This is a genomic window from Paenibacillus sp. Leaf72, assembly GCF_001422685.1.
Taxonomy (GTDB): Bacteria; Bacillota; Bacilli; order Paenibacillales; family Paenibacillaceae; genus Pristimantibacillus.
Genome location: NZ_LMLV01000001.1, coordinates 1,010,910 through 1,035,428, shown reverse-complemented (window position 1 = coordinate 1,035,428; position 24,519 = coordinate 1,010,910). Strand labels below are relative to the sequence as shown.

Genomic DNA, 24,519 nt, shown 5'->3' with positions numbered 1-24,519 from the left:
TTGGTTTCGTCTACATCGTAAATCCATCATGGGATGTCCTAATCTTTGTTGCGGTCATCCATTTAACGCAGTGCGAAATTACTACGGCCAATGCTGCAAGTCCCCTAATGCCGTCCAAATAGAACAGCTTTTTTTCGGCTGTCTCTTTATTCATTTTTTTCCCTTCTTTCATGAATAGAACAAAATAAACGCAAAAAAAACGGCATTTCTGCCGTTTGTGTTTAAGATATATGGAGCTACGCGGAATCGAACCGCGGACTGATCGCTGCCAGCGACCTATTTTCCCCCTAAACTATAGCCCCGTTTGCAATTTTGACCCCATTACTGCCAGCATAACATGCTACCAGCTGAGCTAAGGCCCCGAGTGACACTTTTATTATTATACATAGAACAGTCACTCCGCGCAAGGTAGTTGGAAATAAAAATATAGCAAAAAAGCCCAGACCTACAAAACGGATCTGTGTCACAAAAAAAACTCTCTTGTCGTTATACATGCAAATAAGCAAACGAACATAAAGGGAGTGGTTGTAATGGAAACGTTGACCTGTGTCGTCATTGGAGCGGGATATGCGGGTATTCATGCGATGAAGGAGTTACGCAAAAATTTAATTAACATTAAAAGAAGCCAGTCTATCCGATTCGTATTAATTGACAAAAATAGCTATCACTTGCGTAAGGTTATCCTATTTAAGCCAGCGGTAACAGACGAAAATATTTGTATACCACTTGCCCAAATGTTTCCTGAAGGTGTTGAGCTTGTTGAGGCAACGGTTACTGAAATTAAGAAGGCAGAGAAACAACTGCTGCTGCGGAATGCAAATGGGGAGGAGCAGCAGCTAAGCTACGATGTGCTTGTAGTAGCTATTGGCAGTATCATCCGCCAGCTCGACGAGGAAAAAGGCGGATTTCCGCTTGCTACGCTGGAACATGCGGTGAACATTCGGACAGCATGGCGTGCTAATTTACAGCGGGCCGCAATTGAAGCCAATCCGGCCGAACGAGAGCGCCTTATGACGATTGCTGTAGCGGGAGCTGGCATAAGCGGCATTGAAACGGCCGCTGAATTAGCCCATTATGTGCGGGCAGATGTGGAGCAGCTGGGATTAAATCCGCATCAAGTACACATTCGCTTGTTTAATGCACACGAAAGATTATTTTTGAATGGACCAGGCAAAGTGGCCTCGAAACTGGAGCAGCTGTTAACGAATAACGGAGTAGCAGTCGTTCATGGAAGCCGAGTGCTGTCAGCGGCAGGCGGGCGCTTGCTTTTGGCCAGTGGAGAAGAACTGCCTGTTGGCTTATGCGTTTGGACATTAGGCCTTATGCCAAACCCAGTTTTAAGACAGCTGGGCTTGCCGACAACAGAGGACGGGTTTGTAAACATTGATGCAAGCTATCGGGTTAAGGCTGCCAGCGGCATATACAGCATAGGAGATTGTGCGAAAGTAATCGATCCGGATACGGGCCGTTCAGATGGGATGACCTGCAAGGAGGCTATTCCGCAAGCGGTAAGGCTTGGCAAAGTGATAGCAGCTGATCTTGAAGGAAGAACTGCTCCTCGGCATACCGGCTATATGGATAGCTTCAGCATCGGACTAGGGCCGGAAAAAGGATTAACATGGGTGCACAAATGGGGAATGGATATCATGATTACTGGTAAAATGGCGTATCGAATTAAACAATTTACATGGAATATAGCCAGCTCCATTAAGTAAGTCAAGCACATGTATCCTTTCATAAAGCTGCTCTTTTTCTTGCTCAGGACATATGTCCTTTCCAATATGCGGTGTTCTGCCGTTTAATTAAGGAAACGAAGAGGACGGGGAGAGCACTCATGAAAGGGATCTTGTTTGCGATATTAGGAGGGGCATGTATTACGCTGCAGGGAATAGCCAATACCCGAATAAGCGAAAGCATCGGAACGTGGCAGGCCGCAACACTTACCCAATTTACTGGCTTTATCGTGGCTTTTATTATTTTGATGAGCGTAGGTGCCGGAAAATGGCGGGAATTTCAGCAGGTGAAGCCTATCTATTTGGCAGGCGGCTCTTTTGCAGCTATTATTATTTTCAGCAATGTAACAGCTATTCAACAGATCGGCGTCACGCTCATGGTATCGATGCTGCTGATTGCCCAGCTCGGCATGACGGTTATAATAGAGACGAATGGCTTTTTCGGCTTGAAGAAGCAAAGGATAACGGTGTCGCAATTGATTGGCATTGGCATGATGATTAGCGGCGTGTTTTTATTAAAGGGCTGATGCCGAAGGCGAACTAAGCCATGAAAGAAGTGGGGAAATGATTGAAATTAAAGATCGCGAGCTGCTGGGTCAATATTTGCAGCTGCATCAGCTGGAGGCGGTGTTCAATGAGCCGCTGCTTCCTTATTTGAACTTGTACAGCTTTGAACAGGAGGAGCTCATTTGCGGCCAAGGAGAGACGCCCCAGCATATGTTTGTGCTCGTGAAGGGGAAAATTAAAGTATATACGAACTCGCCGGAGGGAAAGACGCTCATTATTTCCTTTAAGACGCCCCTTGAGGTCATTGGCGATGTGGAATATATTCGCGGCACGGAGTTTCTCAATACAGTGGAGGCTGTATCTCCCGTAATAATGATTGGGGTTCAGCATCGCTGGCTGGATAAGCATGGAAGGGATTATGCGCCGCTGCTGCGATTTTTATTGGAGAAAATTACGCGGAAGTTTTATTTTAAATCCAATTCCATGAGCTTGAATGTCATGCAGCCTGTGGATGTACGTCTGGCGAGCTATTTGCTGTCGGTTTCCTACGACGAATCCGATGAGCAATTTAAAGGGGAGCTCAGCACGGACAATTTGAAGGATGTCGCTAATTTGATTGGCACAAGCTATCGGCACCTGAACCGGGTCATTCGGCAGTTTTGCGAGGAAGGCCTCGTCGAGCGAACGAAGCAATGGATTGTCATTAAAAATAAGGAAGCGTTAAGCAAACGGGCCAATCATCACAATTATACTTTAACGGATCAGAAGGGAGAGCAGGGCTAATGATGACAGGCATATTGTTTTCGCTAATGGCGGGCGCGCTCGTCAGCATACAGGCGATTTTTAACAGCAAGGTAAATGAGCGGGCAGGGACGTGGGCGACGACGACACTCGTATTGGGGCTCGGGTTTCTAGCCTCGCTCACGATTGGCTTTATTTTGGAAGGGAAGCAGCTGTTTGCTTGGCAGGGGATGCAGCCATGGTTTTGGTTCAGCGGTTTGATCGGGGTAGGTGTAGTTATGAGCCTCGTGCAGGCGATGAAGCGGCTTAGCCCGACGATCGCGATTGCCATTGTCATGACGTCGGAGGTTTTATTTGCCCTATTATGGGATTCGCTTGGCTGGATGGGGCTGGAGCAGGTTCCGTTTTCGGTCAACAAGCTTCTGGGCGTATTGGTCATTATCGGCGGCATTTTTGTATTGAAATTTGGTGGTAAGCGTGAACGTCAGAAAGTGACGGAGGCGGCTTAGCCTCCTGCAATAGGATTGAAAGAGCGTTTCTCTGCAAAGAGGAATGCTCTTTTTAGTTTGAAAATGGAATCCTTTAAAACAACAAAAGTATATTAAATAGGATGGAATTTTTATTGTAAAACGATAAATATTATGTTAGAGTCGAATTAAATTTAATGCTAAGCGAGGGGCTTTTTATGGAACGAGGAACAACACTCTTTTTAAAGGCAGCGGTTATTTTTATGGGCATTCCAGTTCTTGCTTTATGCGTATTTTTGGTGCCAGAAATTGCGAATTTTATAGCAGAGTCATATCCAGATCATGCTTATTTGAAATATCTCTTTTTCATCGATTTATATGCAGCAGCGATCCCTTTTTACTTTGCACTGTTTCAAGCTTTAAAACTTTTAAGCTATATTGACCACAATAAAGCTTTCTCGGAATTATCTGTACGTGTTTTAAAGAACATAAAATTTTGTGCAATCCTAATCAGCTGCCTGTATGTGGCAGGCATGCCATTCTTCTATCTGATCGCGCAGAAAGTTGATCCCCCAGGCTTCATGGGAATCGGACTGGTCATCATTTTTGCCTCATTGGTGATTGCTGTGTTTGCTGCAGTTCTCCAGAGGCTTTTGCAAGAGGCTATTGATATAAAATCAGAAAATGATTTGACGGTCTGAGGTGAATGAAATGGCGATAATCATTAATATTGATGTAATGCTGGCGAAGAGGAAAATGAGCGTAACAGAGCTTTCGGAGAGGGTTGGAATAACGATGGCTAACCTTTCTATCCTGAAAAATGGAAAGGCAAAAGCGATTCGGATATCGACTTTAGAGGCCATTTGTAAAGCTTTAGAATGTCAGCCTGGCGATATTTTAGAATATAAAAGCGATTAGTAGGGGGCGAAAATGCTACCAAATTCATAAAGGATGGGCAGCGAATTCGCGTGAATGCAGCAGAAGGCTACATCGATATAGTCGATATATTGGAATAGTGTAATACAGCCCCACTTCTCTAGCGAGACACATGAGTTGAACAATCAAGGAGCAGCATTGCAGCCAGTCAAATGGCTTGGCTGCGATGCTGACAATCAATCAACATGCTTTATTGGCCCTCGCTCAATCTGCGCAACCGATAGGCGTTCATGGCGGCTTCGCCTAGCTCCTCGAGAATGGTATAATTCGCCCAAGCGCCTGCCACCGCTCCAATCCCCGGCACCATCTGCAGCATTTTTCGAAAGTCGATGGAGTCGCGGTATTCCTTCTGGAACGTCTCCCAGTCCATGTTTTTGGAGTAATCGGTATCCGTGAAGCACTGCTCCTTTTCAATATCCCAACACTTAATCGAGACCAGCAGCTTGGCGCGCTGTTCGGGACCGGAGAACGCCATTTGGAACACCTTAAGAATGAAAACGCGCTCGGAAAAATCCTTCGTGTCATACCCGTAGTTATGAGCCAATTCAAACAAAAATTTCATCTTAATTGCGATTAACGCAGGGAAGTCCACGACGTTAAGCACAATGCCGCCCGCCCCAGTGCCTGCGCCTTCGGCAGTCGCGATTTTTTGGTATAAGGAAAACAAGCGTTGCGCTTCTTGATCGGCATGTTCTAGAGAAAGAGTCCGCTGCACCGGTCGCTGAGGCGTATATTCCGCACCGAACAGCGCTGTCCGCACGATGGATTTTATGGTGGCCGTCATGACGTTGTGCACCTTGGGTGGAATCAAGTCGTTGATTCGCTTGCCAATCGTCTTCGATGTTCTCTCCAACCAACCGGGCGGCTTGAACAACTGGCGCTCCCAAGCGGCAATTTCGTTGTGCACTTTCTGTTCGTAATCCATTTTCAATCGCTCCTCCAACATATGTGGCTATATTGTATCGGAGAACGCCGCGATTGGGAACAGACTGCGGCAGGTGGCGGCACCCGACCAAAGTCGTGGGCGCGTTGAATTCTAAGCACAAGCTTCTCCTTGATTTCGCCTAGCTCCAGCAAAATTTGCATTAATGGGCATTACGGCGATTTTATTAAGAGCTGGATGAGGATACGCTTTTAAATTAACGGCAGAGAAGGGCAATTAAATGCAATTCCTTTGAAAAATAACAAGTATGCCTTGTTCATTGCATGTAAATCAAGCTCTTAAATATGTAAACTTAAATCAGCAAAACGATGGATGGCTTTGCTGACGAGTGAACCTATTATTAAGGGAGTGTTTTTACATTGAACAAGCATCAACTTACTTCTGCCCGCCGAGCGGCAGCGAGTACCCCAGCTACTGATCGTTTGCCATGGGCCGCATTATTAGCGCTTGCTATGGCAGGATTTATTTGTATTCTGACCGAGACGATTCCCGCAGGTTTGCTGCCGCAAATCGGACGGGGACTCCATATTTCAGAGTCGCTTGCCGGCCAACTGGTCACCGCGTACGCGCTGGGAACATTATTGACAGCCATTCCTTTGACCGCGGCTACAAACAATTGGCGTAGACGGCCTCTGCTTCTGCTATGTATGTTCGGCTTTTTGCTGTTCAACAGCGTAACGGCGTTTTCCTCCAGTTATGGGCTGACCTTGATTGCCCGTTTTATGGCGGGTGTAAGCTCTGGCATATTATGGGGCATGTCAGCTGGCTATGCTCGCCGCATGGTGCCTGATGCTCTGAAGGGCCGCGCCATGGCGGTAGCGATGCTTGGGGCGCCAATTGCGCTTGCACTGGGAGTTCCGGCGGGTACTTTTCTTGGTGTATTTGCGGGCTGGCGGTTTGTTTTTGGAATCATGTCGCTGCTTGCTATGCTGCTCATCTTGTGGATGATGTGGAAGATGCCCGACTTTGCAGGACAACCTTCTGCCAAGAAACGTTCCCTCTACAACGTAATGACAATTCCGGGAGTAAGGCCCGTTTTAGCCGTCGTTCTGGCTTGGATGCTTGCACATAACATTCTTTATACGTATATAGCGCCCTATTTGGCTATGGTCGGGCTTGTGGAGCGCGTTGATGTTGTTTTACTAGTTTTTGGAATGGCATCGGTTGCGGGCATCATACTTATTGGCCTGTTGATTGACTGTATGCTGCGGACTATGGTTTTAATAAGCCTCGCGGGTTTCGCCGTCGCCTCTATTCTGCTGGGAATAGGCAGCAGCGAGTCGATGATCATTTATATAGCCATTGCATTGTGGGGGCTGACATTTGGCGGGGCAGCGACGCTGCTGCAGACAGCGGTGGCCGAAGCCGCTGGCGATCATGCAGATGTGGCGCAATCCATGCTGGTGACGGCCTGGAATTTGGCGATTGGCGGGGGTGGATTAATCGGTGCGCTTTTGCTTGAAACGCTGGGTGTTATTTCTTTCCCATGGGTACTTTCCTTGCTGGTAATCATCGCTCTGCTCATCGCCTGGCTTGCCAAGGAGCATGGTTTCCGTTCGAATAGAGGCTGAGTAGCATCAGCCTAAATCCGTGAGGTACTGTGCTTCCGCAAGAACAGGGATTAGAAGCTTATGATCAATGGGGGACGACATGACGATCAAAATCGTATACGTCCCATATTTATCGCATTGATTGCCGAATTCTTCAAGGGATCGGGTAGAGTCGGTCATCACTTTCAATAAGTAATTGTGCTGGCCGCTGATGCGGTGGCACTCCATGACATCGGGAGAGGTATGGACAAAATCAAGAAAGGCATGGCAATCCCGCGTCTGAAACAGCATATAGGCGATGGAGGGCTTGCCGATTTTTTCTGGGGAAATGATCGTGCGGTATTCCTCGATAACGCCTTTTTCCTCCAGCCGTCTGACTCTTTCCGTTACAGCCGGTTGGGACAGGCCCACACTTTTGCCAAGGTCCGTCATGGAAATTCTCGCTTGATTTTGCAAATGGAATAAAATTTGTTTGTCCACATGATCCACGAAAAATGCCTCCTTTAGCCATTTGTATGACTATCATAAACCTATAAGCTTACTTTAAGCAAGTGACAGCTCCTCTTTGATATATTGCATCAATTGATGCTTGGAGGTCGCCGCATAACTCTCATTGCGCAGCTGCAGCAAGCCGATGGGAATGGAGGCATCCTTGAGCTTTACATCAAGGGCAACCAGATTTGGCGCCAGCTCTGTCGAAGCAAGAACAACGCCTATAGCGGCTGTCTGCTGGATAAATGCTGGAATTGCAGAAATTTGGCTGACCGTATGCAGGAGGGGGGATTCGTCATAGCGTGAAAACTGCTTGGATAATCGCAAATAATAAAGGCATGTACTTCCCCCAATTAGCAAAGGATAAGCAAGCAGCTCAGCAAAATCTATGCCGTCCCTTTTCGCTAGGGGATGGTCATTCGCTGCAACAAAGGCGATTTTTTCCTCGAACAAGGGCTCAAAGCGAAAGGAAGTCGAATCAGCAGGCTCCCCGCAAATGGCAAAGTCGAGCCCGCCTTGCAGCACTGCACGCGACAGCGTGTCGGTATTGCCTATAACAAAATGGCAGGAAACACGAGGCTTTTGCGCCTGGAAGCGCCGGAGTGAAGCAGGCAGTACCTGCTTTGCGAGCGATTCTAACGCGCCTACGCTGACCGTCCCGATTTCTTCTTCCTGCAAAGCCTTCGCCTGCTCCGCTACATAATGCCAATGTCCAATTAGCTTGTCTACCTCGGCGGCGAACAATTGCCCGGAGGCCGTAAGCTCGGCATCCCAGCCCCGTTTGAACAGCTGAATGCCAAGCGCTTTCTCCAGCCGCTGAACCTGATTAGTGACGGTAGACTGGGCATAATGCAGCTTGAGGGCGGCTTTAGAAAAGTTTCCTTCTTGAACAATCGTTTGAAACGTCGTTAATTCCTTCAAATCCATGCTGAACAGCTCCTTATATAAATAGCTAATAATCTCATTCGGTAAAACTGAATTAGGTTATTATTTTATTCAATTATATAAATAAACGGGGAGGCGTACAATAGGGACATCCAATTGATGACGAGCATGATGAAAACATCTTCCTCGCGAATCGCCAGCGTAAAGGGCTAAAACGGTACTGCGACCCGCAGCCCGAAGGAAAACGAAAAAACCAGTACACGGACAAGCGTCTCGTCTACTGGTTTTAGCCGTTTATATCATATCGAGGTAATCAATTTTCCAATGCACGGTTTTAATAAACTCGTCCAGCTTTGCAGAATCTCTTTCTTTGAAAAGCTGAATAATCTGCTTATGCTCCTCATTCATTTGCGACAATACCGAAAACAGCCGCTGCTTGTCCTCGCTTAAGTAAATTTGCCGGATAAAGCTGTTTTGCAGCGATTTCAATATTTCAGTTAAGGTGCTGTTGTTGCATTTCAATAAGTAAACATTATGGAAATCGTTCTGCCAATGCTGGTAATCGGTATAGTTTTGCTGCTGGATCGCCAAGTCGATTTTTTCAACCAGCCGCTCCATCGTTGCGATATCGTCTTCGTCTAAATGTGAAACGGATAAAGTGGCGGCAAGCGCATCCAGCACCCCGACGACCTGAAAAACATCCAGCTTCTTTTTCGTATCCAGCTCTTTGACGATGAAGCCTCGGCGGGGCAAATTTTCCAGCAAATTTTCCGAGGCCAGCTGAATCAATGCTTCCCGGACAGGAGTACGGCTGACCCCCAGCGTTTGGCAAATGGAGGCTTCGTTCAATTTCTGATTAGGCAGCAAAGAGCCGTTTTGAATTTTTTCTGCTATATAATTGTACACATGATCTTTTAAAGACTGGTACTTTTTGATGGTCATTGTAGCGCTCCTTTAGGACGAATGAAAAATGCGGTTTCCAGTATCTGCAGGGAAATCTATGATTCATAGTACCATTGTCATAGGGTTTGATCAAGCTGCGAGGCCATTTTGAAAGCGCTTCATAAATTTGTTGATTTTCAAAAGAATGCATGATATGATCAGAAACATAAACAAGGATATTGTATATTGTATACAAAATACAAAATTGATCAGGAGGCATTCATACCGTTGTCAAAAGGAGCAATCGCGCCATATGTTGTATACAATATACAATTTATAATGGTGCAAGCAAAGTTTTCCTAGAATCTATGAACAATAGCAAAGGGTGAGAAAGCAATGCGTGAACACATCGATAACAATGCGCGAATAGGCACAAAAGCGGTATGGGGCGGGGAGAAGGATTTCCGAGTATTCGGATCCACTCAGGTTCCCGTCGTGCTCAGCGTAGCTTACGACTATAGCGACGTTGACGAATGGCAGGAAGTGGCGCTGGGGAACAAACCGGGATATACCTACAACCGGATGTCGAACCCGACCGTCCGGGCGATGGAAGAAAAGGTGCGGCTTCTGGAAGAGGCGGAAGAGGCTATCGCTTTTTCGTCCGGCATGGCGGCGATCAGCAGCGCGCTTTATACGTTTTTGCGGCCTGGCGACCGCGTCGTCTCCGTCAAGGACACTTACGGCGGAACGAACAAAATTTTCACGGAATTTTTGCCGCAAATTCATGTAGAAACAGTGCTGTGCAATACCGGTGATCATGAGGAGATCGAGCGCGAGATTGCCAAGGGCTGCAGCGTGCTTTACCTGGAGTCGCCGACGAATCCGACGCTGAAAATTACCGATATCGAACGTTTGGCCAAAGCGGCGAAAGCCGTCGGCGCGCTGGTGATGGTCGATAATACGTTCGCAACGCCGATCAATCAAAATCCGCTGAAGCTCGGCGTCGATCTCGTCATTCACAGTGCCACCAAATTTTTAAGCGGCCATGCCGATGTGCTCGGAGGCGTCGTGTGCGGGTCCGCAGCTTTGATGGAGAAGGTGTACCACTACCGGGAAATTCACGGGGCGAACCTCGATCCGTGGGCGGCTTATCTGATTTTGCGGGGGATGAAAACGCTTAAGCTCCGCGTCCGCCAGCAGGCGCAAAGCGCCATGGAGATCGCCCGCTTTTTGCAAAAACATCCGCTTGTCGAGTCCGTCAACTATCCTGGTCTGGAGACACATCCGCATCATGATATTGCAAAAAAGCAGATGAACGGCTTTGGCGGCATTTTGAGCGTTGTGCTCAAAGGGGAAATGGAAACGATCAAGCTGCTGCTGCCGCGGCTCCAGTATGCGAACCGGGCAGGCAATCTTGGCGCCGTCGAAACGATTTACGGACCGGCGAGAACGACCAGCCATGTCGAATGCACGCTAGAAGAGCGCCAGGCGCTGGGCATTTCCGAAGGCCTGCTGCGCATCTCTGTCGGCATCGAGGATACGGAGGATTTGATCGCCGACTTGTCGCAAGCGCTAGCCTATGTAGAATCGCAGATGCCTTTAAGCATCCATAACCTATAAGGAGAGATCGATATGGAACTCAAAATTGCACTGCTTGGCTTTGGTGTCGTAGGCCAGGGGCTGGCGGAAATATTGGAAGAGAAAAGCAAGGCATTGCACAGCGATACCGGGTTTCAGGCGAAAATTGTCGCGATCTCGGACATGATGAAAGGCTCTTTGTATCATCCGGACGGCTTGAATATCGTGGAAGCGCTGCGGGCTGTAAAAGAAACGGGCAGGCTCGACGCCTACCCCGAAGAGCCGGGGCTAAACCGCGGCTGGGACAGTTTCAAGACGATTCAGGAAACGAATGCCGATACGATTGTAGAGCTGACTTTTACCGATGTGAAGACGGGCCAGCCGGCAATCGATCACTGCCGCGCCGCATTCAAATGCAAGAAAAATGTCGTGATGAGCAATAAAGGCCCGGTCGCGCTTGCTTATCAGGAGCTGTCGGAGCTTGCTCGCAGAAACGGCGTTCGCTGGGGGTACGAAGGAACGGTCATGAGCGGAACGCCTGCGCTCCGCATGCCAATCACCGCGCTTTCGGGCAATCGGATCAACGAGATCAAGGGCATTTTGAACGGGACGACTAATTATATGCTGACCCGGATGGAAGAGGGCATGAGCTATGCGGACGCGCTTGCCGAGGCGCAAGGACTAGGCTATGCGGAAGCGGACCCGACCAGCGATGTCGAAGGCTATGACGCGCAGTACAAGATTACGATTTTGAGCAATATCGTGATGAATGTGCCTCTGGAAAGGGAGGACGTTGCCTGCGAAGGGATTAGCAAGCTGACCCGGGAAGATATGGAGCGCGCCAAACAGGAAGGCAAGCGCTGGAAGCTGATCGCACGCTGCTGGCGCGACGGCGAGGAGGTCATCGCCAAGGTAGGGCCGGAGGCGATTCCGCTTAGCGATCCGCTGGCGGGCGTCGGCGGCGCATTGAATGCCGTTACGTACGATTGCGATTTGGCCGGGCCGATCACGCTGATGGGCGCCGGAGCCGGACGCAAGGAAACAGGCTTTTCGATTTTGATTGATCTGATCAACATTCACCGCAATCAACTGTAGCTTCTGCAATCATAGAAATTAAACAACCAGGATGAGGTGTAAACAATGACTATGGAAACTATGGAAAAGAAAAGCAAGATGTATTTGGCCGGACAATGGGTGCTGCGCGAGAACTTGATGGAAGTCCGCGATCCGCAGGACGATAGCCTGATCGCGACCGTGCCCGCTGCCTCGACGGCGGACATGCTGTATGCCATCGAACAGGCGAAGGAAGGGTTCCGGCTGAGCTCGGAGCTGCCGACGCATGAGCGGATCGCCATTCTGAACCGCGCAGCCGACTGGGTGGACGCGCATAAGGAAGACTACGCGAAGACGATTGCCCGCGAAGGCAGCAAAACGATCAAAGAAGCGCGGAAGGAAGTCAGAAGATGCGTGGAGACGCTGCGCATCAGCGCGGAGGAGGCCAGACGGCTGCATGGCGAGACGATCGCGTTCGACCAGATGCCGGGCAGTGAAAAACGTTTCGGCTACTACTACCGTTTTCCGATTGGCATCATCGGGGCGATTACGCCCTTCAACGATCCGCTGAACCTGGTTGCGCACAAGGTCGGCCCGGCAATCGCCGCAGGCAACGCCATTATTGTAAAGCCTGCGCCTGCGACTCCGCTTAGCGCGCTGATGCTGGCGGAAGCTTTTGATCAGGCGGGTCTGCCTGCCAAAATTTTATCGGTCGTAACGGGCAATGCCAGCGAAATCGGCGATGCTCTGGTGACGCATCCCGATGTCAGAATGATTTCGTTTACCGGGGGGCTGACGACAGGCAAAGCGATCATGCAAAAGGGCGGACTAAAAAAAATGGGCATGGAGCTCGGCTCCAACTCCCCGGCAATCGTATTGAACGACGCGAATATTAGCGACGCGGTCGAAGCGACCGTATCCGGCGCATTCTGGGCGGCGGGCCAAAATTGCCTGGGCGTGCAGCGCATTTACGTGCAGGAGGCGGTGTACGCATCCTTTGTCGCCCAATTCGTCGCCAGAACGAAGCTGTACCGCATGGGCAGCAAGTTGGAAGAGGACACGGACATGGGCCCGATGATCAACGAAAGAGAAGCGAAGCGCGTGGAGAGCTGGATTCGGGAAGCGGTAGAGCAGGGCGGAGAACTGCTGTGCGGCGGCCAGCGCCGCGGTGCATTCGTGGAGCCGACGGTTATGGCCAACGTTCCGAAGACGTGCAAAGTCGTGAAAGAGGAAGTGTTCGGTCCCGTCGTGACGATTTTCAGCGTGCCTGATTTGGATACGGCAATACGCGAATCCAACGGCGTCGATTTCGGGCTGCAGGCAGGAATTTTCACGGCAAATCTGGAGCATGCCTTTACCGCCGTTCACAAGCTTGACGTTGGCGGCGTGATGGTCAACGACAGCTCGGATTACCGCATTGACGCCATGCCTTTCGGTGGCGTTAAAGGCTCCGGACTTGGCCGGGAGGGCGTTGCCTTCGCGCTTCACGAGATGACCGAGCCGAAAGTGGTCTGCTTTCAGATGGCGAAATAAATGAAACGAACGTGTATTCCACCAAGATGACTTCGGGGAGAGATCCACATGTCAGTGCGTATCGAACATGATTTTCTCGGTGAAAAGGCGGTGCCCGCCGAAGCCTACTACGGCATCCAGACTCTACGGGCCACCGAAAATTTCCCGGTTACCGGAACCCCGGTCAGCCCGCATTTGATGACGGCTTTGGCCGAGATCAAGAAGGCCTCGGCTTTGGCCAATATGGAAACCGGCATGCTGCCGAAAACGATCGGTTCCGCGATTGTGCAGGCTGCGGAGGAGGCGGCTGCGGGCAAGCTGTCGGCGCATTTTATCGTCGATGCCATCCAGGGCGGGGCGGGCACTTCCATCAATATGAATATGAATGAAGTGCTGGCCAATCGGGCGCTGGAGTGGCTCGGCAAGCGGAAAGGCGATTACTTCCACTGCTCGCCGAACAATCACGTCAACATGTCCCAATCGACGAACGATACGGTTCCGACGGCGATCCGCATCGCCGCTTACCGGCTCGCCGAACCGCTGCTGGCCGCTGTTGCGGCTCTCGAAGCGGGGTTTGCGCGGAAAGCGGAGGAGTTTGACGATGTTCTGAAAATGGGACGCACCCATTTGCAGGATGCGGTTCCGATCCGGATGGGACAAGAGTTCGGCGCCTATTCCCGCGTAATCGGCAGGGACCTTGCAAGAATTACCGCGGCGGCAGCCGGATTGCTGACGGTTAATCTGGGCGCGACAGCCGTCGGCACGGGGCTCAACGCCAATCTGAAGTACAGCGAGCTGGCCGTGCGGAATTTGATTGAGCAGACAGGACTTCCTTTAACCGCGGCGGATGATTTGGTGGACGCAACTCAAAATACGGACGCCTTTACGGCGCTCTCTGCGGCGCTTAAAATTATGGCGGTAAATCTGTCTAAAATTTGCAATGATCTCAGGCTTATGGCTTCGGGACCTCGAGCCGGACTGGGAGAGATTCAATTCCCTCCCAAGCAGCCCGGCTCGTCGATTATGCCGGGCAAGGTTAATCCGGTCATGGCGGAAATGGTCAACCAGATCGCCTTTCAGGTGATCGGCAACGATCATACGATTTGCTTGGCTGCAGAAGCGGGCCAGCTTGAGCTGAATGTGATGGGGCCGGTCTTGGCCCATAATTTGCTCCAATCCTTACTCATCTTGCGCAACGGGCTCAACGTTTTCCTGCGCGAGGCCGTGGAAGGCATTCAGGCGAATGAGGAAACCTGCAGATTGCACGTGGAACGTAGCTTCGGCGTCATGACGGCGCTGAATCCTCATCTCGGTTATGAAACCGCTGCCAGGCTAGTAAAGGAAGCGCTTCATTCCGGACAAACGATCAAGGAAATATGTCTGGAAAGAAATCTTTTGACCCCCGAAGAGCTAGATGTTATATTAAATCCCTTTGAAATGACAACCCCTGGAATTGCGGGCCTTGAGTATCTCGAAAACTTCGACAAGGGAGCGAAATAGGATGAGCAAAATTGGCGAGAACGAGCAGCACACATTGAAAAGATCAATGAAAAGCCGGCATATTTTCATGATTTCACTTGGCGGCGTCATCGGAACGGGACTTTTTCTAAGCACAGGCTATACGTTGAACCTGGCCGGACCGGGAGGGGCCGTGCTTGCTTACTTGGTCGGCGCGCTGATTATGTATCTAGTGATGCTTTGTCTGGGCGAATTGAGCGTGGCGATGCCGGTTACAGGTTCATTCCCGGCTTATGCGACCAAATTTATCGGGCCTGCTACGGGTTTTACTATCGGCTGGCTTTATTGGCTGACGTGGGTCGTGACGGTCGGATCGGAGTTTACGGCGGCGGGTCTGCTGATGCAGCGATGGTTCCCTGATATCTCGGTTTGGATTTGGAGTGCGATATTCGCCGTTTTACTGTTTGCTTTAAATGCTTTATCCGTGAAATTTTTTGCAGAATCCGAGTTTTGGGTTGCCGGCTTTAAGGTCATTGTTATTATCCTTTTCATTGGGCTTGGCGGAGCGGCCATGTTTGGGCTCATTCCGATGGAAGGCAACGCCTCGGCGCCGATGTTCTCTAACCTGTTGAATCAGGGCGGGTTATTTCCAAACGGCTTCCTGCCGGTATTATTCGTCATGATATCCGTCAATTTCGCTTTCTCCGGCACCGAGCTGATCGGCGTGACCGCAGGGGAGACGGAAAATCCGGACGTCAGCATTCCGCGCTCCATCCGCACAGTCGTTTGGCGGACGATGATCTTCTTCGTCGGCGCGATTATCGTGCTGGCCGGGCTTATCCCGTGGAAGGAAGCGGGAGTTATCGAGAGTCCATTCGTTCTCGTATTTGACAAGATCGGCATTCCGTATGCGGCCGACATTATGAACTTTGTCATTTTGACCGCTTTGCTGTCGGTGGGCAATTCGGGACTGTATGCTTCGACGCGGATGCTTTGGGCGCTTTCCCAGGAAAAAATGATCAGCCCGTGGCTTGGGAAAGTGACATCGAGTGGCGTACCGTTGAATGCGCTGATCATCAGCATGCTGGTTTCCTGCCTGTCCCTGCTCTCCAGTGTGATTGCTCCTGATACCGTCTACGTCGTTCTGATCGCCATCTCCGGGTTCGCCGTCGTAGCCGTATGGATGGGCATCGTTGCTTCGCAATTTATGTTCCGCAGGCAGTTTCTTAGGGAGGGCGGCAGGCTTCAGGATTTGAAATATCGGACTCCGCTGTACCCTTATGTGCCCATTGCGGCGTTCCTGCTCTGTCTGACGTCCTGCATAGGATTGTATTTCGATCCTGCTCAGCGCATCGCTTTGTATTGCGGAGTTCCTTTCGTCGTCATGTGTTACCTTATTTATTATTTGAAAAACAAAAAATCAGCGGCGACGCCGCCTGCGCAATAAATGGAGCAGCTCTTTGGGATCGGTTGGAATGGCCGATTTCAGCAGCGGCAATTTGTGGACTGGGAGTGATCGTGAATGACGGTAAAGGCGAGTGTAAGTGGAGGCACAAGTATTATTATTAGGCTGGAAATCGCCAAGGATGTGGTGACGTTCGGGCAGATCGCGACAGCGATCGGCGATGCCGGCGGGGATGTTATTGCGATCGATGTCGCGAAATCCGGCAAAGCGACGACGATTCGGGATATTACGGTTCACGTGAGCGATCATAAGCATTCCGACTTTATTGTAAGCGCTGTCAAAAAATTGGCAGGCATCAAAGTTTTGCATGTTTCCGACCAAACCTTTCTGATCCATCTCGGCGGGAAAATCGAAATGGTGCCGAAAATGCCGATCAAAAACCGCGAGGATTTGTCGCGCGTTTATACGCCGGGCGTGGCGCGAGTCTGCATGGCGATCCACGAGGACCCGAGAAAAGCGCATTCGCTGACGATCAAGCGCAACACGGTTGCGGTCGTTTCCGACGGCTCTGCGGTGCTCGGACTCGGCAATATCGGGCCGGAGGCGGCGATGCCGGTTATGGAAGGCAAAGCGATGCTGTTTAAGCAATTGGCCGGTGTGGATGCGTTTCCCATTTGCCTGAATACGCAGAGCACCGAAGAAATTATTCAAATTGTCAAAGCGCTCGCGCCGACTTTCGGCGGCATCAATCTGGAGGATATTTCGTCGCCGCGCTGTTTTGAAATCGAGAATCGGTTGATCGAGGAACTGGATATCCCCGTCTTCCATGATGACCAGCACGGGACGGCGGTCGTCCTGCTAGCAGGATTGCTGAACGCCGTCAAAGTGGTGAAAAAAGAGCTTGGCCGCTGCAAGGTAGTCGTATGCGGCATCGGAGCGGCGGGTATCGCCTGCACCAAAATGCTGCTTGCCGCCGGGGTGACCAACCTTATCGGCGTGGATCGGCAAGGCGCTATCGTGCGGGGGCAAACCTATGACAATGCTGCGTGGCAATGGTTTGCCGAGCATACGAATCCCGAGGGCCGAAGCGGCACTTTGAGAGAGGTAATCAGCGGCGCCGATATATTCATCGGACTGTCCGGGCCTAAGGTGCTCCGTGTGGACGATGTACAAAATATGGCCAGCGATCCGATCGTTTTCGCCATGGCGAATCCGACGCCGGAAATTCCGCCGGAAGAAGCGGAGCCGTACGTCCGCGTGATGGCGACCGGAAGGTCGGATTACCCGAATCAGATCAACAACGTGCTTTGCTTCCCGGGCTTGTTCCGCGGCGTCCTCGACTGCCGCGCCTCGCGAATTACGGAGGAGATGAAGCTGGCCGCGGCAAGCGCGATCGCTTCCGTCGTTACGGAAGAGGAGCTGAATGAGTCCTACATTATTCCAAGCGTATTTAACCAACATGTTGTGGAAAAAGTGCGGGAAGCCGTCATTGCCGCAGCCTACCAGTCGGGCGTAGCGCGCCGGAGCCTCAGCCAAGAGACCACGAACGAGGCGGCCGAAGCGCGGCTCCAGGAAGAATTTGCATGAACGAGCATTTGAAAAATGGTGCTGCCATCCTCGTCGGCTCGGCGATTATGGGCTTTGGCATCAACTATTTCAATGCAGCTAACGGGCTGGCCGAGGGTGGTATTACCGGAGCCAGCTTATTGCTGAAATATATGTTTGGCTGGGATGCAGGGGTAACCAATTTTTTGCTTAACCTCCCGCTTTTTTTTGTTGGCTGGAAGGCGCTCGGAGGGCGTTCTTTGGCTTATACCGTTTTTGCAACGTTGATGTTCTCGTTTTTTGTATACATCTTTCGGGACTTTCATTTTGTTATGAGCGATCTGCTGCTGGCTTCCTTATATGCCGGCGTGACGGTCGGCGTCGGGTTGGGCCTTGTTTTCCGGTATGGCGGGACGAGCGGCGGAACGGACATTTTGGCGCAGGTGCTCAAAAAGTATTGGGGATGGCCTGTCGGAAGAAGCGTTTTTATGTTCGACTGCGCCACTATTGTGCTGTCGCTTATTTATTTGGATCGGGAACGGGCGATGTATACGATTGTGGCCGTTTTCGTGGGCACGCGGGTGCTTGACTACGTCATGGAAGGCTCGGGAAGAGGCAAAGCGGCGATCATCATTACGAGCCATGCCGATCAAATATCAGCCCGCATCCACACGGAAATGCAGCGAGGCACGACGTTTTTCCACGGGAAAGGCGGTTACAGCGATGCCGAGAAAAAAATTATTTACTGCGTCGTCAGCCGCTCCGAAGTAGGCCGGCTCAAAAAGCTGGTCCACGATACGGACCGCTACGCCTTTGTTACCGTTCACGACGTCGTCGAAGTGTTCGGAGAGGGGTTCAACTCGCTGCGGGAAAAAGAGTGAGCGCTGTAGGCCTAGGCCTTGTTTCCTTCAAATTGCTGCTGAACAGCTCCTTGTATAAATAGCCAACCATCTTATTCGGTATAATTGAATAAGAATATGATTTTATTCAATTATACAAATAAGTGAGGAAGGCGTACAATGAGGGCATCCAATTGAAGGAGGAAGCCAGCATGCCATTCGTCAGAGTCAGTTATTTGGAAAATAAATATGATGAGCCACAGCTGTCAGCCATTAGTCAGGTTATTATGGGTGCTCTTATGGAGCATTTCCATGTGCCGGAGGACGATTTTTTTCAAGTATTCCATGGGCATCGGGCAAGCGAATTTTATTATAGTCCCCATTATCTAAATATTAGGCGGACCGAAGAGTTGCTTTTTATCCAAATTACTTTGAAATCTGGAAGAAGCACGGTGCAAAAGCAGCATTTTTATAAAAGGGTAGCGCAGCGTTTGGCGAGCGAACTGGCCATTCGCGAGGAAGATGTATTCATCATGCTCGTCGGGACGGAACTGGAAGATTGGACGTTCGGCAGCGGGATCGCCCAAATGATTAACCCTCCAGAAGCGATCGCTTCAAATGTCCGGCAAACGTTCGGAGATATAGCGCCCGCTTTTGTCCAATATTCGGAGGAGCTGCTCTTCGGAGAGGTTTGGAAAAGAGAGCAGCTGTCGCTTCGGGAACGCAGCCTGCTTACGATATCTGCATTAGTGGCCGCCGGATCGACGGAGCAGCTGCCCTTCCATATTCGTCTAGGGAGGCAGCATGGCTTGACGGAGGAGCAGGTCGTAGAGGCATTAACCCATCTTGCTTTTTACGCGGGCTGGCCGCGTGCCGCAGCTGCTATCCAAGCAGCGAAGCAGCTGTTTCAAGAAACGAGTTGATCCTCCCCCCCCCAAACGGGGGATTTTCTAATCGCTTGCTTCCTATTATGATAAACAAGAATACAGCATTGTTTTTTTCGGTGACACAATACGACGCATTTTGCCTCTCAAGGCATCAGCCGAGCTGCTCAGCTCCAATGGTGCCAGCCTATACTGCAGATCGCGGCAACGCCTCCACTTAGAGACGCTGCCCATCTGTGGGACACCTCAACAATCGTTAATTCATAAGCTAACCTATCTAATACGGCGGGTACTGGTCAAACAGTACGTGCCGTATTTTTATTGCCCTGTTTTCTGCTATACTAGGGGGTGGCCTGAAATAATGGGTATTGATACATAGGCATTTTCGGAGGTGTCCGCAAGTAATGGCAAGCATTAAACTTCATATTCCTCCTATTCGCAGCCCTTTAGTATTTCGGCCGAAGCTGATGAGCAAGCTGGAAGAGGGAATGAAAGCGAAGCTGACCGTCGTTTCCGCACAAGCCGGCTATGGGAAAACGACAGCCTTGAGCGGGTGGGCGAGATTATGCAGCTCGCCAGTGGCATGGGTTTCACTGGATGTGCATGACAATGATTGGATTGCCTTTTGGAGCTATGTGACAGCGTCCATTCAAGCCCGTGTTGCCGGGTTTGCTCCTTCCCTTCGAGCCTTGATAGAGAAAGGGCCATCGGTATCCGCAGAGCCTGCGATGAGCATGCTGCTGAATGAGCTTGCCGGCTTGGATAGCGAGCTTTCCATCATTCTTGACGATTTTCAATTTATTGAACTGCCGTCTATTCAGCATTCTTTCATTTATTTGCTGGAGCACTTGCCTGCCCATATTCATATATATATCGCCAGCCGCAATGAACTTCCCATTCCTACAGCAAAGCTGCGGGCAAAAGGGGAATTTCATCAAATCAAGATGCCCGATCTGCGGTTTGAGCTGGAGGAAGGCTTTGTTTTTTTTCGCGATTTGACAGAGCTGCATTTAACGAAAGAACAGGTGGCGCTGCTGTGCCTTCAGACGGAGGGCTGGATCAGCGGCTTGCAGCTGGCTGCCATTTCCTTAAAGCAGAGCGGCAATATTCCGGAATCGATTGAGCAGTTTAATGGGCATCATCATCATATTTCGGACTATTTGCTGGAGGAAGTATTTAGTCAGCTGCCGATTCAATTGCGCGATTTTCTACTGGAAACGTCAATTTTACAAAGGTTGAACGCTTCTATATGCGAGGCGGTAACGGGCTGTGCCAACAGCCAGGCGCAATTGGAGAAAATCGAACGATTGAATTTATTTATTATCCCGCTTGACGAGCAGCGTGGCTGGTATCGGTATCATCATTTGCTTTCGGATTTTTTGCAGCAGCTGCTGCTGAGGGAAAAGCCGGATAAAAAGCTGCAAGCGCACATTCGTGCCGCACAATGGCTGGAGAGCCAGGGGTTTGAGCAGGGGGCAGTTGAGCATTTTCTGCAGGGCCAGCAGTATAGCGATGCCGTACGTTTAATAGAGAAAAATCTCATTGCTTTCATGCAAACGAAAAGCGTTGTATTAAATAGATGGCTGTCCGTCTTGCCGGAAAGCACCTTTGCAGATAAGCCGATGGTTGAAATGTTTTATATTTCGGTTCTGCTCGGGGTGGGGGAATGGAAAGCCGCTTTCCGCAAAATAGAGCAAGCCCGAATTCGCTTTGCTTTATTGAAAGAGCAATTAGCTGAAGCGGATTGGAAGCGGGCAATGGGCAACATTTATTTCTTTTGCTCCATCGTTTCCTATTTACATAAAGACCTCAAGTTGACGTCGGAATATTTGGAGCAAATGGAGCAATACATGCCAGAGGGCAGTTTTTTTCAAACGATGGGACGCAATCGCTATCAAGGCTATGATGCTTTTGACGACCACTTGGCATTTATAAACGATCTTCATGCGGCTGGTGCATTTTTACTGAGATGGATTAAAGCATGGGAGGATAAAAAACAATACCCGTTTATCGGCTTCCTCAACGTGTCGTACAGCAAATTGCTTTATGAATGGAATCGGCTGGATGACGCTTCGTTTTATACGAATCAAGCACTTGGACGCGGCGATATTAAGCCTTTTGCCCGAATTATGATTCAATTAGCGGTTAGCGCTTCACAAATTGAGCAGGCTAAGGGAAATAGCGAGCGGGCCGCGGAGCTGCTCATGCAGCTAAAGTCGCATATCGATTCTCCCGATGCGGTATTGTTCCATTTGCGAATTGAAGCGGAGCAAGCTCGGCTTGCTTTGCGGCAAGGCTTCATCCAAGAGGCGCAAAATTGGCTCCATCATTGCGGCATGCGGCATACGGACGAAGTATCGCTAGGCCGTGTGCCTGAGCATCTCATATTGGCCAGAGTGCTTGCTGCCTGCGGCAGGCCGGACGATGCGCTGCATTTGCTAGGGCGGCTGCTTCAGCTATTAAGCACGGAGGACCGGCTTCGCGACCGCATAAAAAGCATGATTTTGCAAAGCTTAATTTTTGAGCAAATGGGCCGGATGGATGCTGCGCTTGCACAGCTGGAGGGAGCGCTGCGGCTTGCCGAGCCGGAAGGCTACATTCGCAGCTTCATTGATGAAGGCGAACGGATGGCCTTATTGCTAATCGCTTATACACGGAATAGACATGCATATAAGAGCGTTAAAGAGCAGCGGGTGCCCGTTGTGACGCTGGATTATGTTAGGGCATTGCTTCTTGCTTTGAATGTGGAAGCAGGAGAGAAGCAGCAGGTGAAAATGATTTTAACGGAACAGGAAATGCGGGTGCTGCGGCTCATTGCTGATGGCTTGGCAAATAAGGAAATCGCCGCCAAGCTCGGCAATGCGAGCGAGACGATAAAGTGGCATATTAAGAGCATATATAGAAAGCTTGGTGTGAGCAATCGCGTCCAGGCGCTGCAGGTTGCTAGGGAATCTAATATTTTTCTGTCATAAATTGGATTTGAAAGTCTTGCCGCGGGGCAAGGCTTATTTTTTCATAGACGCCCTTGCCTTTTTGCAAAAAATAGCGTAAATTAAATTTAATTAGATTATCTAACTATAATCGTTGCCTTGCAAAAACGAGATACCAAGGCAGCCGCAAAGGCGGAGGTACGCAATGGCTAGAAAAAATAATAAGGAGCTTACGGCTGAGCAGCTGCCAAAGCTCGGAGCAAGTCCCTACCTGGAGCTCATGCAGGCTACGGCTGCACAGGACACGGACCGGAAATCGGCTTCAATCGGACTGCTTATGCTGTGGCTAGGCGATCATATTTTGGACGTCATGGATAACGACTTAGCCGAATTTGGCATTACCGAAAGCAAATTCGATCTGCTGCTGCTGCTAACGCTGCATGAAGGCCGGGAGCTTGTGACGCCATCCGCGCTTGCTGAGCGGCTTGGCATTCGCAGAGCCTCGGTAACGGCTCTGCTGGATTGGCTGGAGAAGCGCAGCTGGATTGCCCGCGAACAAAGCGCTATTGATCGCCGCATGATTCATGTGAGCATTACATCGGAGGGCCGCGACTTAGTGAGCCGAATATTGCCGGTGTTTTGGTCGACCTGTTCATCTTTGCCAATCGGGCTTGAGCCGGAAGAACAGCAGGTTTTTGACAAGGTAATGGTAAAGCTGAATGCAAGCATCGAAAAGAGACTGGGGGTGGGAAGATAATTTTTTTGTGATAATAGTTAGATAATCTAATTAAATTAGTGAACCCTTATAAAGGATCCAATCATTTTTTTGAAAGAGGTGCTGTATGTTACAAAAAGATGCTTCATCTGTCACTCTACCCGCTCGATCTGCCAACTATTCCGTTATGACCTTGATTTTGTGCTGGTCCGGTATGGCAGTTATGTCTAGTCTCTATGTTACCTTGCCGCTGCTGTCTCTATTCGCGGAGCATTTCAGCGTAACGCTGACCCAAGCTGCCGCCGCAGGCAGCATTTTTTCGCTCGGCTTTGCGATAGGCTGTCTGCTGTATGGGGCAATATCCGAAAAGTATGGCCGCAAAAAGATTATTGTTATCGGGCTGGCCGCTCTAACGGTGCTATCATTGGCGATTGGTTTAGTTGACCAATTTCCATGGCTCCTTGTGCTTAGAGGCTTGCAGGGGGCTGCGGCTGCAACCTTCTCGCCTGTGGCACTTGCATATGCTGTGGAAATGTTTCCGATAGAGAGACGGGTAACGACGATTGGTTTTATTAGCACCGGATTTCTGGTCGCGGGAATCGCTGGTCAAGTCATGAGCAGTCTAATAAGCGAGCATTATGGCTGGAATGCCGTCTTTATGCTGCTTGCCGTTGTATATACCGTGACAGCACTGCTCGTACAGTCGCTGCTGCCGAAGGGGAATGCGCAGCAAGCGCATGCGAGCGTTTGGGCACCGCTGCGGGAAATGGGAACCGTGTGGAAGCAGCCTTATTTGGTGCTAAGCTACATCGTCGCTTTCGTGCTGCTTATGTCCTTCGTGAGCATGTATACGGTGCTGGGCAGCTATTTAAGCGGACCGGCTTTTGGACTAGGCAAACAGGAGCTGCTTTACGTACGTGCCATAGGAGTAGTCGGTATGCTCGTTTCCCCTTTCGCAGGAGCGCTTGCGAAACGGCTTGGCGTCCGTTTGGTGCTGCGAGGCGGGCTCATGCTAGCGGTTGCGGGACTGGCATCCTTGGGGCTCGCGCGCAGCCTGCCCTTATTAATCGTAATGAGCGTCATATTTGTTACTGGAATAGCACTCGCTGTCCCGTCACTTGTGTCGCTGATTGGGCAGTTAGGCGGGAAATCGCGGGGGATCGCCGTATCCGTCTATACGTTTATTTTGTTCGCGGGAACCAGCTTTGGGCCGATGCTTTCGTTATTTTTCATGAAAATAAGCAGTTATCGCATAACGTTCTTCCTACTGGCGCTTGTGCTCGGCATCGGCTTGCTGGCGGCGTGCCTAATCCGACGTGATAATGAACAATAGTAAAAATAGATTAATTACAATATTTTCTGTGTAGAAAGACCTATTTTTATAACAAAATATTTAAAAATAGATGATTTATTCAGATTCTAATGCTCTTTCAAAAATAATAGCAAATGTCTTATAATAGAATG

General features: G+C 50.1%; 23 protein-coding genes and 1 tRNA gene. 18 read left to right on the top strand and 6 right to left on the bottom strand.

Translation table 11 applies throughout. The features are described from left to right. Nucleotides 1–10: 10 nt before the first annotated feature. A complete protein-coding gene (locus ASF12_RS34215; protein WP_155972772.1) occupies nt 11–154 on the bottom strand; it encodes a hypothetical protein in 144 nt (47 codons plus the stop codon). A 77-nt stretch (nt 155–231) separates the two neighbouring features. Continuing rightward, nucleotides 232–302, bottom strand: a tRNA-Ala gene (locus tag ASF12_RS04580). 228 nt (nt 303–530) lie between these two features. Here ASF12_RS04580 and ASF12_RS04575 point away from each other — a divergent pair. The 6 genes from ASF12_RS04575 to ASF12_RS04550 all read left to right on the top strand — a co-directional run bounded on the left by ASF12_RS04575 (nt 531) and on the right by ASF12_RS04550 (nt 4,366). Beyond that, on the top strand, nt 531–1,715 hold the full coding sequence (locus ASF12_RS04575) for an NAD(P)/FAD-dependent oxidoreductase (RefSeq protein WP_056030139.1): 1,185 nt from the start codon (nt 531–533) through the stop codon (nt 1,713–1,715). 119 nt (nt 1,716–1,834) lie between these two features. Then, a complete protein-coding gene (locus ASF12_RS04570; protein WP_056030137.1) occupies nt 1,835–2,260 on the top strand; it encodes a DMT family transporter in 426 nt (141 codons plus the stop codon). Between the two features lie 37 nt (nt 2,261–2,297). Continuing rightward, nucleotides 2,298–3,023 (top strand): Crp/Fnr family transcriptional regulator, encoded by a 726-nt coding sequence (locus ASF12_RS04565; RefSeq protein WP_056030134.1) that lies wholly within the window; start codon nt 2,298–2,300, stop codon nt 3,021–3,023. Beyond that, nucleotides 3,023–3,490 (top strand): DMT family transporter, encoded by a 468-nt coding sequence (locus ASF12_RS04560; protein ID WP_056030131.1) that lies wholly within the window; start codon nt 3,023–3,025, stop codon nt 3,488–3,490. Before ASF12_RS04565 ends, ASF12_RS04560 begins: the two co-directional genes overlap by 1 nt. A 176-nt stretch (nt 3,491–3,666) precedes the next feature. Continuing rightward, entirely contained in the window at nt 3,667–4,149 is a 483-nt protein-coding gene (locus ASF12_RS04555) for a DUF2975 domain-containing protein (protein ID WP_056030128.1), read from the top strand. A 10-nt stretch (nt 4,150–4,159) separates the two neighbouring features. After that, nucleotides 4,160–4,366: a helix-turn-helix domain-containing protein gene (locus ASF12_RS04550; protein ID WP_056030125.1), complete on the top strand. Its 207-nt coding sequence runs from the start codon at nt 4,160–4,162 to the stop codon at nt 4,364–4,366. A gap of 208 nt (nt 4,367–4,574) precedes the next feature. Here the strand turns inward: ASF12_RS04550 and ASF12_RS04545 are convergent, their stop codons facing one another. Next, nucleotides 4,575–5,309 (bottom strand): EcsC family protein, encoded by a 735-nt coding sequence (locus ASF12_RS04545; protein ID WP_056030122.1) that lies wholly within the window; start codon nt 5,307–5,309, stop codon nt 4,575–4,577. A gap of 377 nt (nt 5,310–5,686) precedes the next feature. Between ASF12_RS04545 and ASF12_RS04540 the strand changes: the two genes are divergently transcribed. Continuing rightward, on the top strand, nt 5,687–6,898 hold the full coding sequence (locus tag ASF12_RS04540; protein WP_056030119.1) for an MFS transporter: 1,212 nt from the start codon (nt 5,687–5,689) through the stop codon (nt 6,896–6,898). 6 nt (nt 6,899–6,904) lie between these two features. On the opposite strand, the gene ASF12_RS04535 is transcribed toward ASF12_RS04540, so the two are convergent. The 3 genes from ASF12_RS04535 to ASF12_RS04525 form a co-directional block, all read right to left on the bottom strand. Then, entirely contained in the window at nt 6,905–7,366 is a 462-nt protein-coding gene (locus ASF12_RS04535) for an Lrp/AsnC family transcriptional regulator (RefSeq protein ID WP_056030116.1), read from the bottom strand. A gap of 54 nt (nt 7,367–7,420) precedes the next feature. Beyond that, a complete protein-coding gene (locus tag ASF12_RS04530) occupies nt 7,421–8,296 on the bottom strand; it encodes a LysR family transcriptional regulator (protein ID WP_056030112.1) in 876 nt (291 codons plus the stop codon). Nucleotides 8,297–8,548: 252 nt separating this feature from the next. After that, complete coding sequence (locus ASF12_RS04525) at nt 8,549–9,196, bottom strand: GntR family transcriptional regulator (protein WP_056030109.1); 648 nt, start codon at nt 9,194–9,196, stop codon at nt 8,549–8,551. A 336-nt stretch (nt 9,197–9,532) separates the two neighbouring features. Between ASF12_RS04525 and ASF12_RS04520 the strand changes: the two genes are divergently transcribed. The 11 genes from ASF12_RS04520 (at nt 9,533) to ASF12_RS04465 (ending at nt 24,388) form a co-directional block, all read left to right on the top strand. After that, nucleotides 9,533–10,756 carry a cystathionine gamma-synthase family protein gene (locus tag ASF12_RS04520; protein ID WP_056030106.1) on the top strand — a complete coding sequence of 408 codons (1,224 nt, stop codon included), beginning with the start codon at nt 9,533–9,535 and terminating at the stop codon, nt 10,754–10,756. A gap of 12 nt (nt 10,757–10,768) precedes the next feature. Beyond that, nucleotides 10,769–11,809, top strand: a complete 1,041-nt coding sequence (locus tag ASF12_RS04515) for a homoserine dehydrogenase (RefSeq protein ID WP_056030103.1) — start codon at nt 10,769–10,771, stop codon at nt 11,807–11,809. 45 nt (nt 11,810–11,854) lie between these two features. Continuing rightward, nucleotides 11,855–13,300 (top strand): aldehyde dehydrogenase family protein, encoded by a 1,446-nt coding sequence (locus ASF12_RS04510; RefSeq protein ID WP_081418607.1) that lies wholly within the window; start codon nt 11,855–11,857, stop codon nt 13,298–13,300. 48 nt (nt 13,301–13,348) lie between these two features. Then, a complete protein-coding gene (gene aspA / locus ASF12_RS04505; protein ID WP_056030100.1) occupies nt 13,349–14,779 on the top strand; it encodes an aspartate ammonia-lyase in 1,431 nt (476 codons plus the stop codon). A 1-nt stretch (nt 14,780) separates the two neighbouring features. Continuing rightward, the gene (locus tag ASF12_RS04500) at nt 14,781–16,184 is read left to right on the top strand and encodes an amino acid permease (protein ID WP_056030097.1); all 1,404 of its coding nucleotides are present in this window, start codon (nt 14,781–14,783) and stop codon (nt 16,182–16,184) included. A 75-nt stretch (nt 16,185–16,259) separates the two neighbouring features. Then, on the top strand, nt 16,260–17,729 hold the full coding sequence (locus ASF12_RS04495) for an NAD-dependent malic enzyme (protein WP_056030094.1): 1,470 nt from the start codon (nt 16,260–16,262) through the stop codon (nt 17,727–17,729). Continuing rightward, nucleotides 17,726–18,568, top strand: a complete 843-nt coding sequence (locus tag ASF12_RS04490; RefSeq protein WP_056030091.1) for a YitT family protein — start codon at nt 17,726–17,728, stop codon at nt 18,566–18,568. The genes ASF12_RS04495 and ASF12_RS04490 overlap by 4 nt, the downstream gene beginning before the upstream one ends. A gap of 170 nt (nt 18,569–18,738) precedes the next feature. Then, nucleotides 18,739–19,449 (top strand): tautomerase family protein, encoded by a 711-nt coding sequence (locus ASF12_RS36275; RefSeq protein WP_081418606.1) that lies wholly within the window; start codon nt 18,739–18,741, stop codon nt 19,447–19,449. A 365-nt stretch (nt 19,450–19,814) separates the two neighbouring features. Beyond that, nucleotides 19,815–22,382 (top strand): LuxR C-terminal-related transcriptional regulator, encoded by a 2,568-nt coding sequence (locus ASF12_RS04475; protein ID WP_056030089.1) that lies wholly within the window; start codon nt 19,815–19,817, stop codon nt 22,380–22,382. A gap of 163 nt (nt 22,383–22,545) precedes the next feature. Next, nucleotides 22,546–23,097, top strand: a complete 552-nt coding sequence (locus ASF12_RS04470; RefSeq protein ID WP_056030086.1) for a MarR family winged helix-turn-helix transcriptional regulator — start codon at nt 22,546–22,548, stop codon at nt 23,095–23,097. A gap of 85 nt (nt 23,098–23,182) precedes the next feature. After that, entirely contained in the window at nt 23,183–24,388 is a 1,206-nt protein-coding gene (locus tag ASF12_RS04465; protein ID WP_056030083.1) for an MFS transporter, read from the top strand. Nucleotides 24,389–24,519 lie beyond the last annotated feature (131 nt).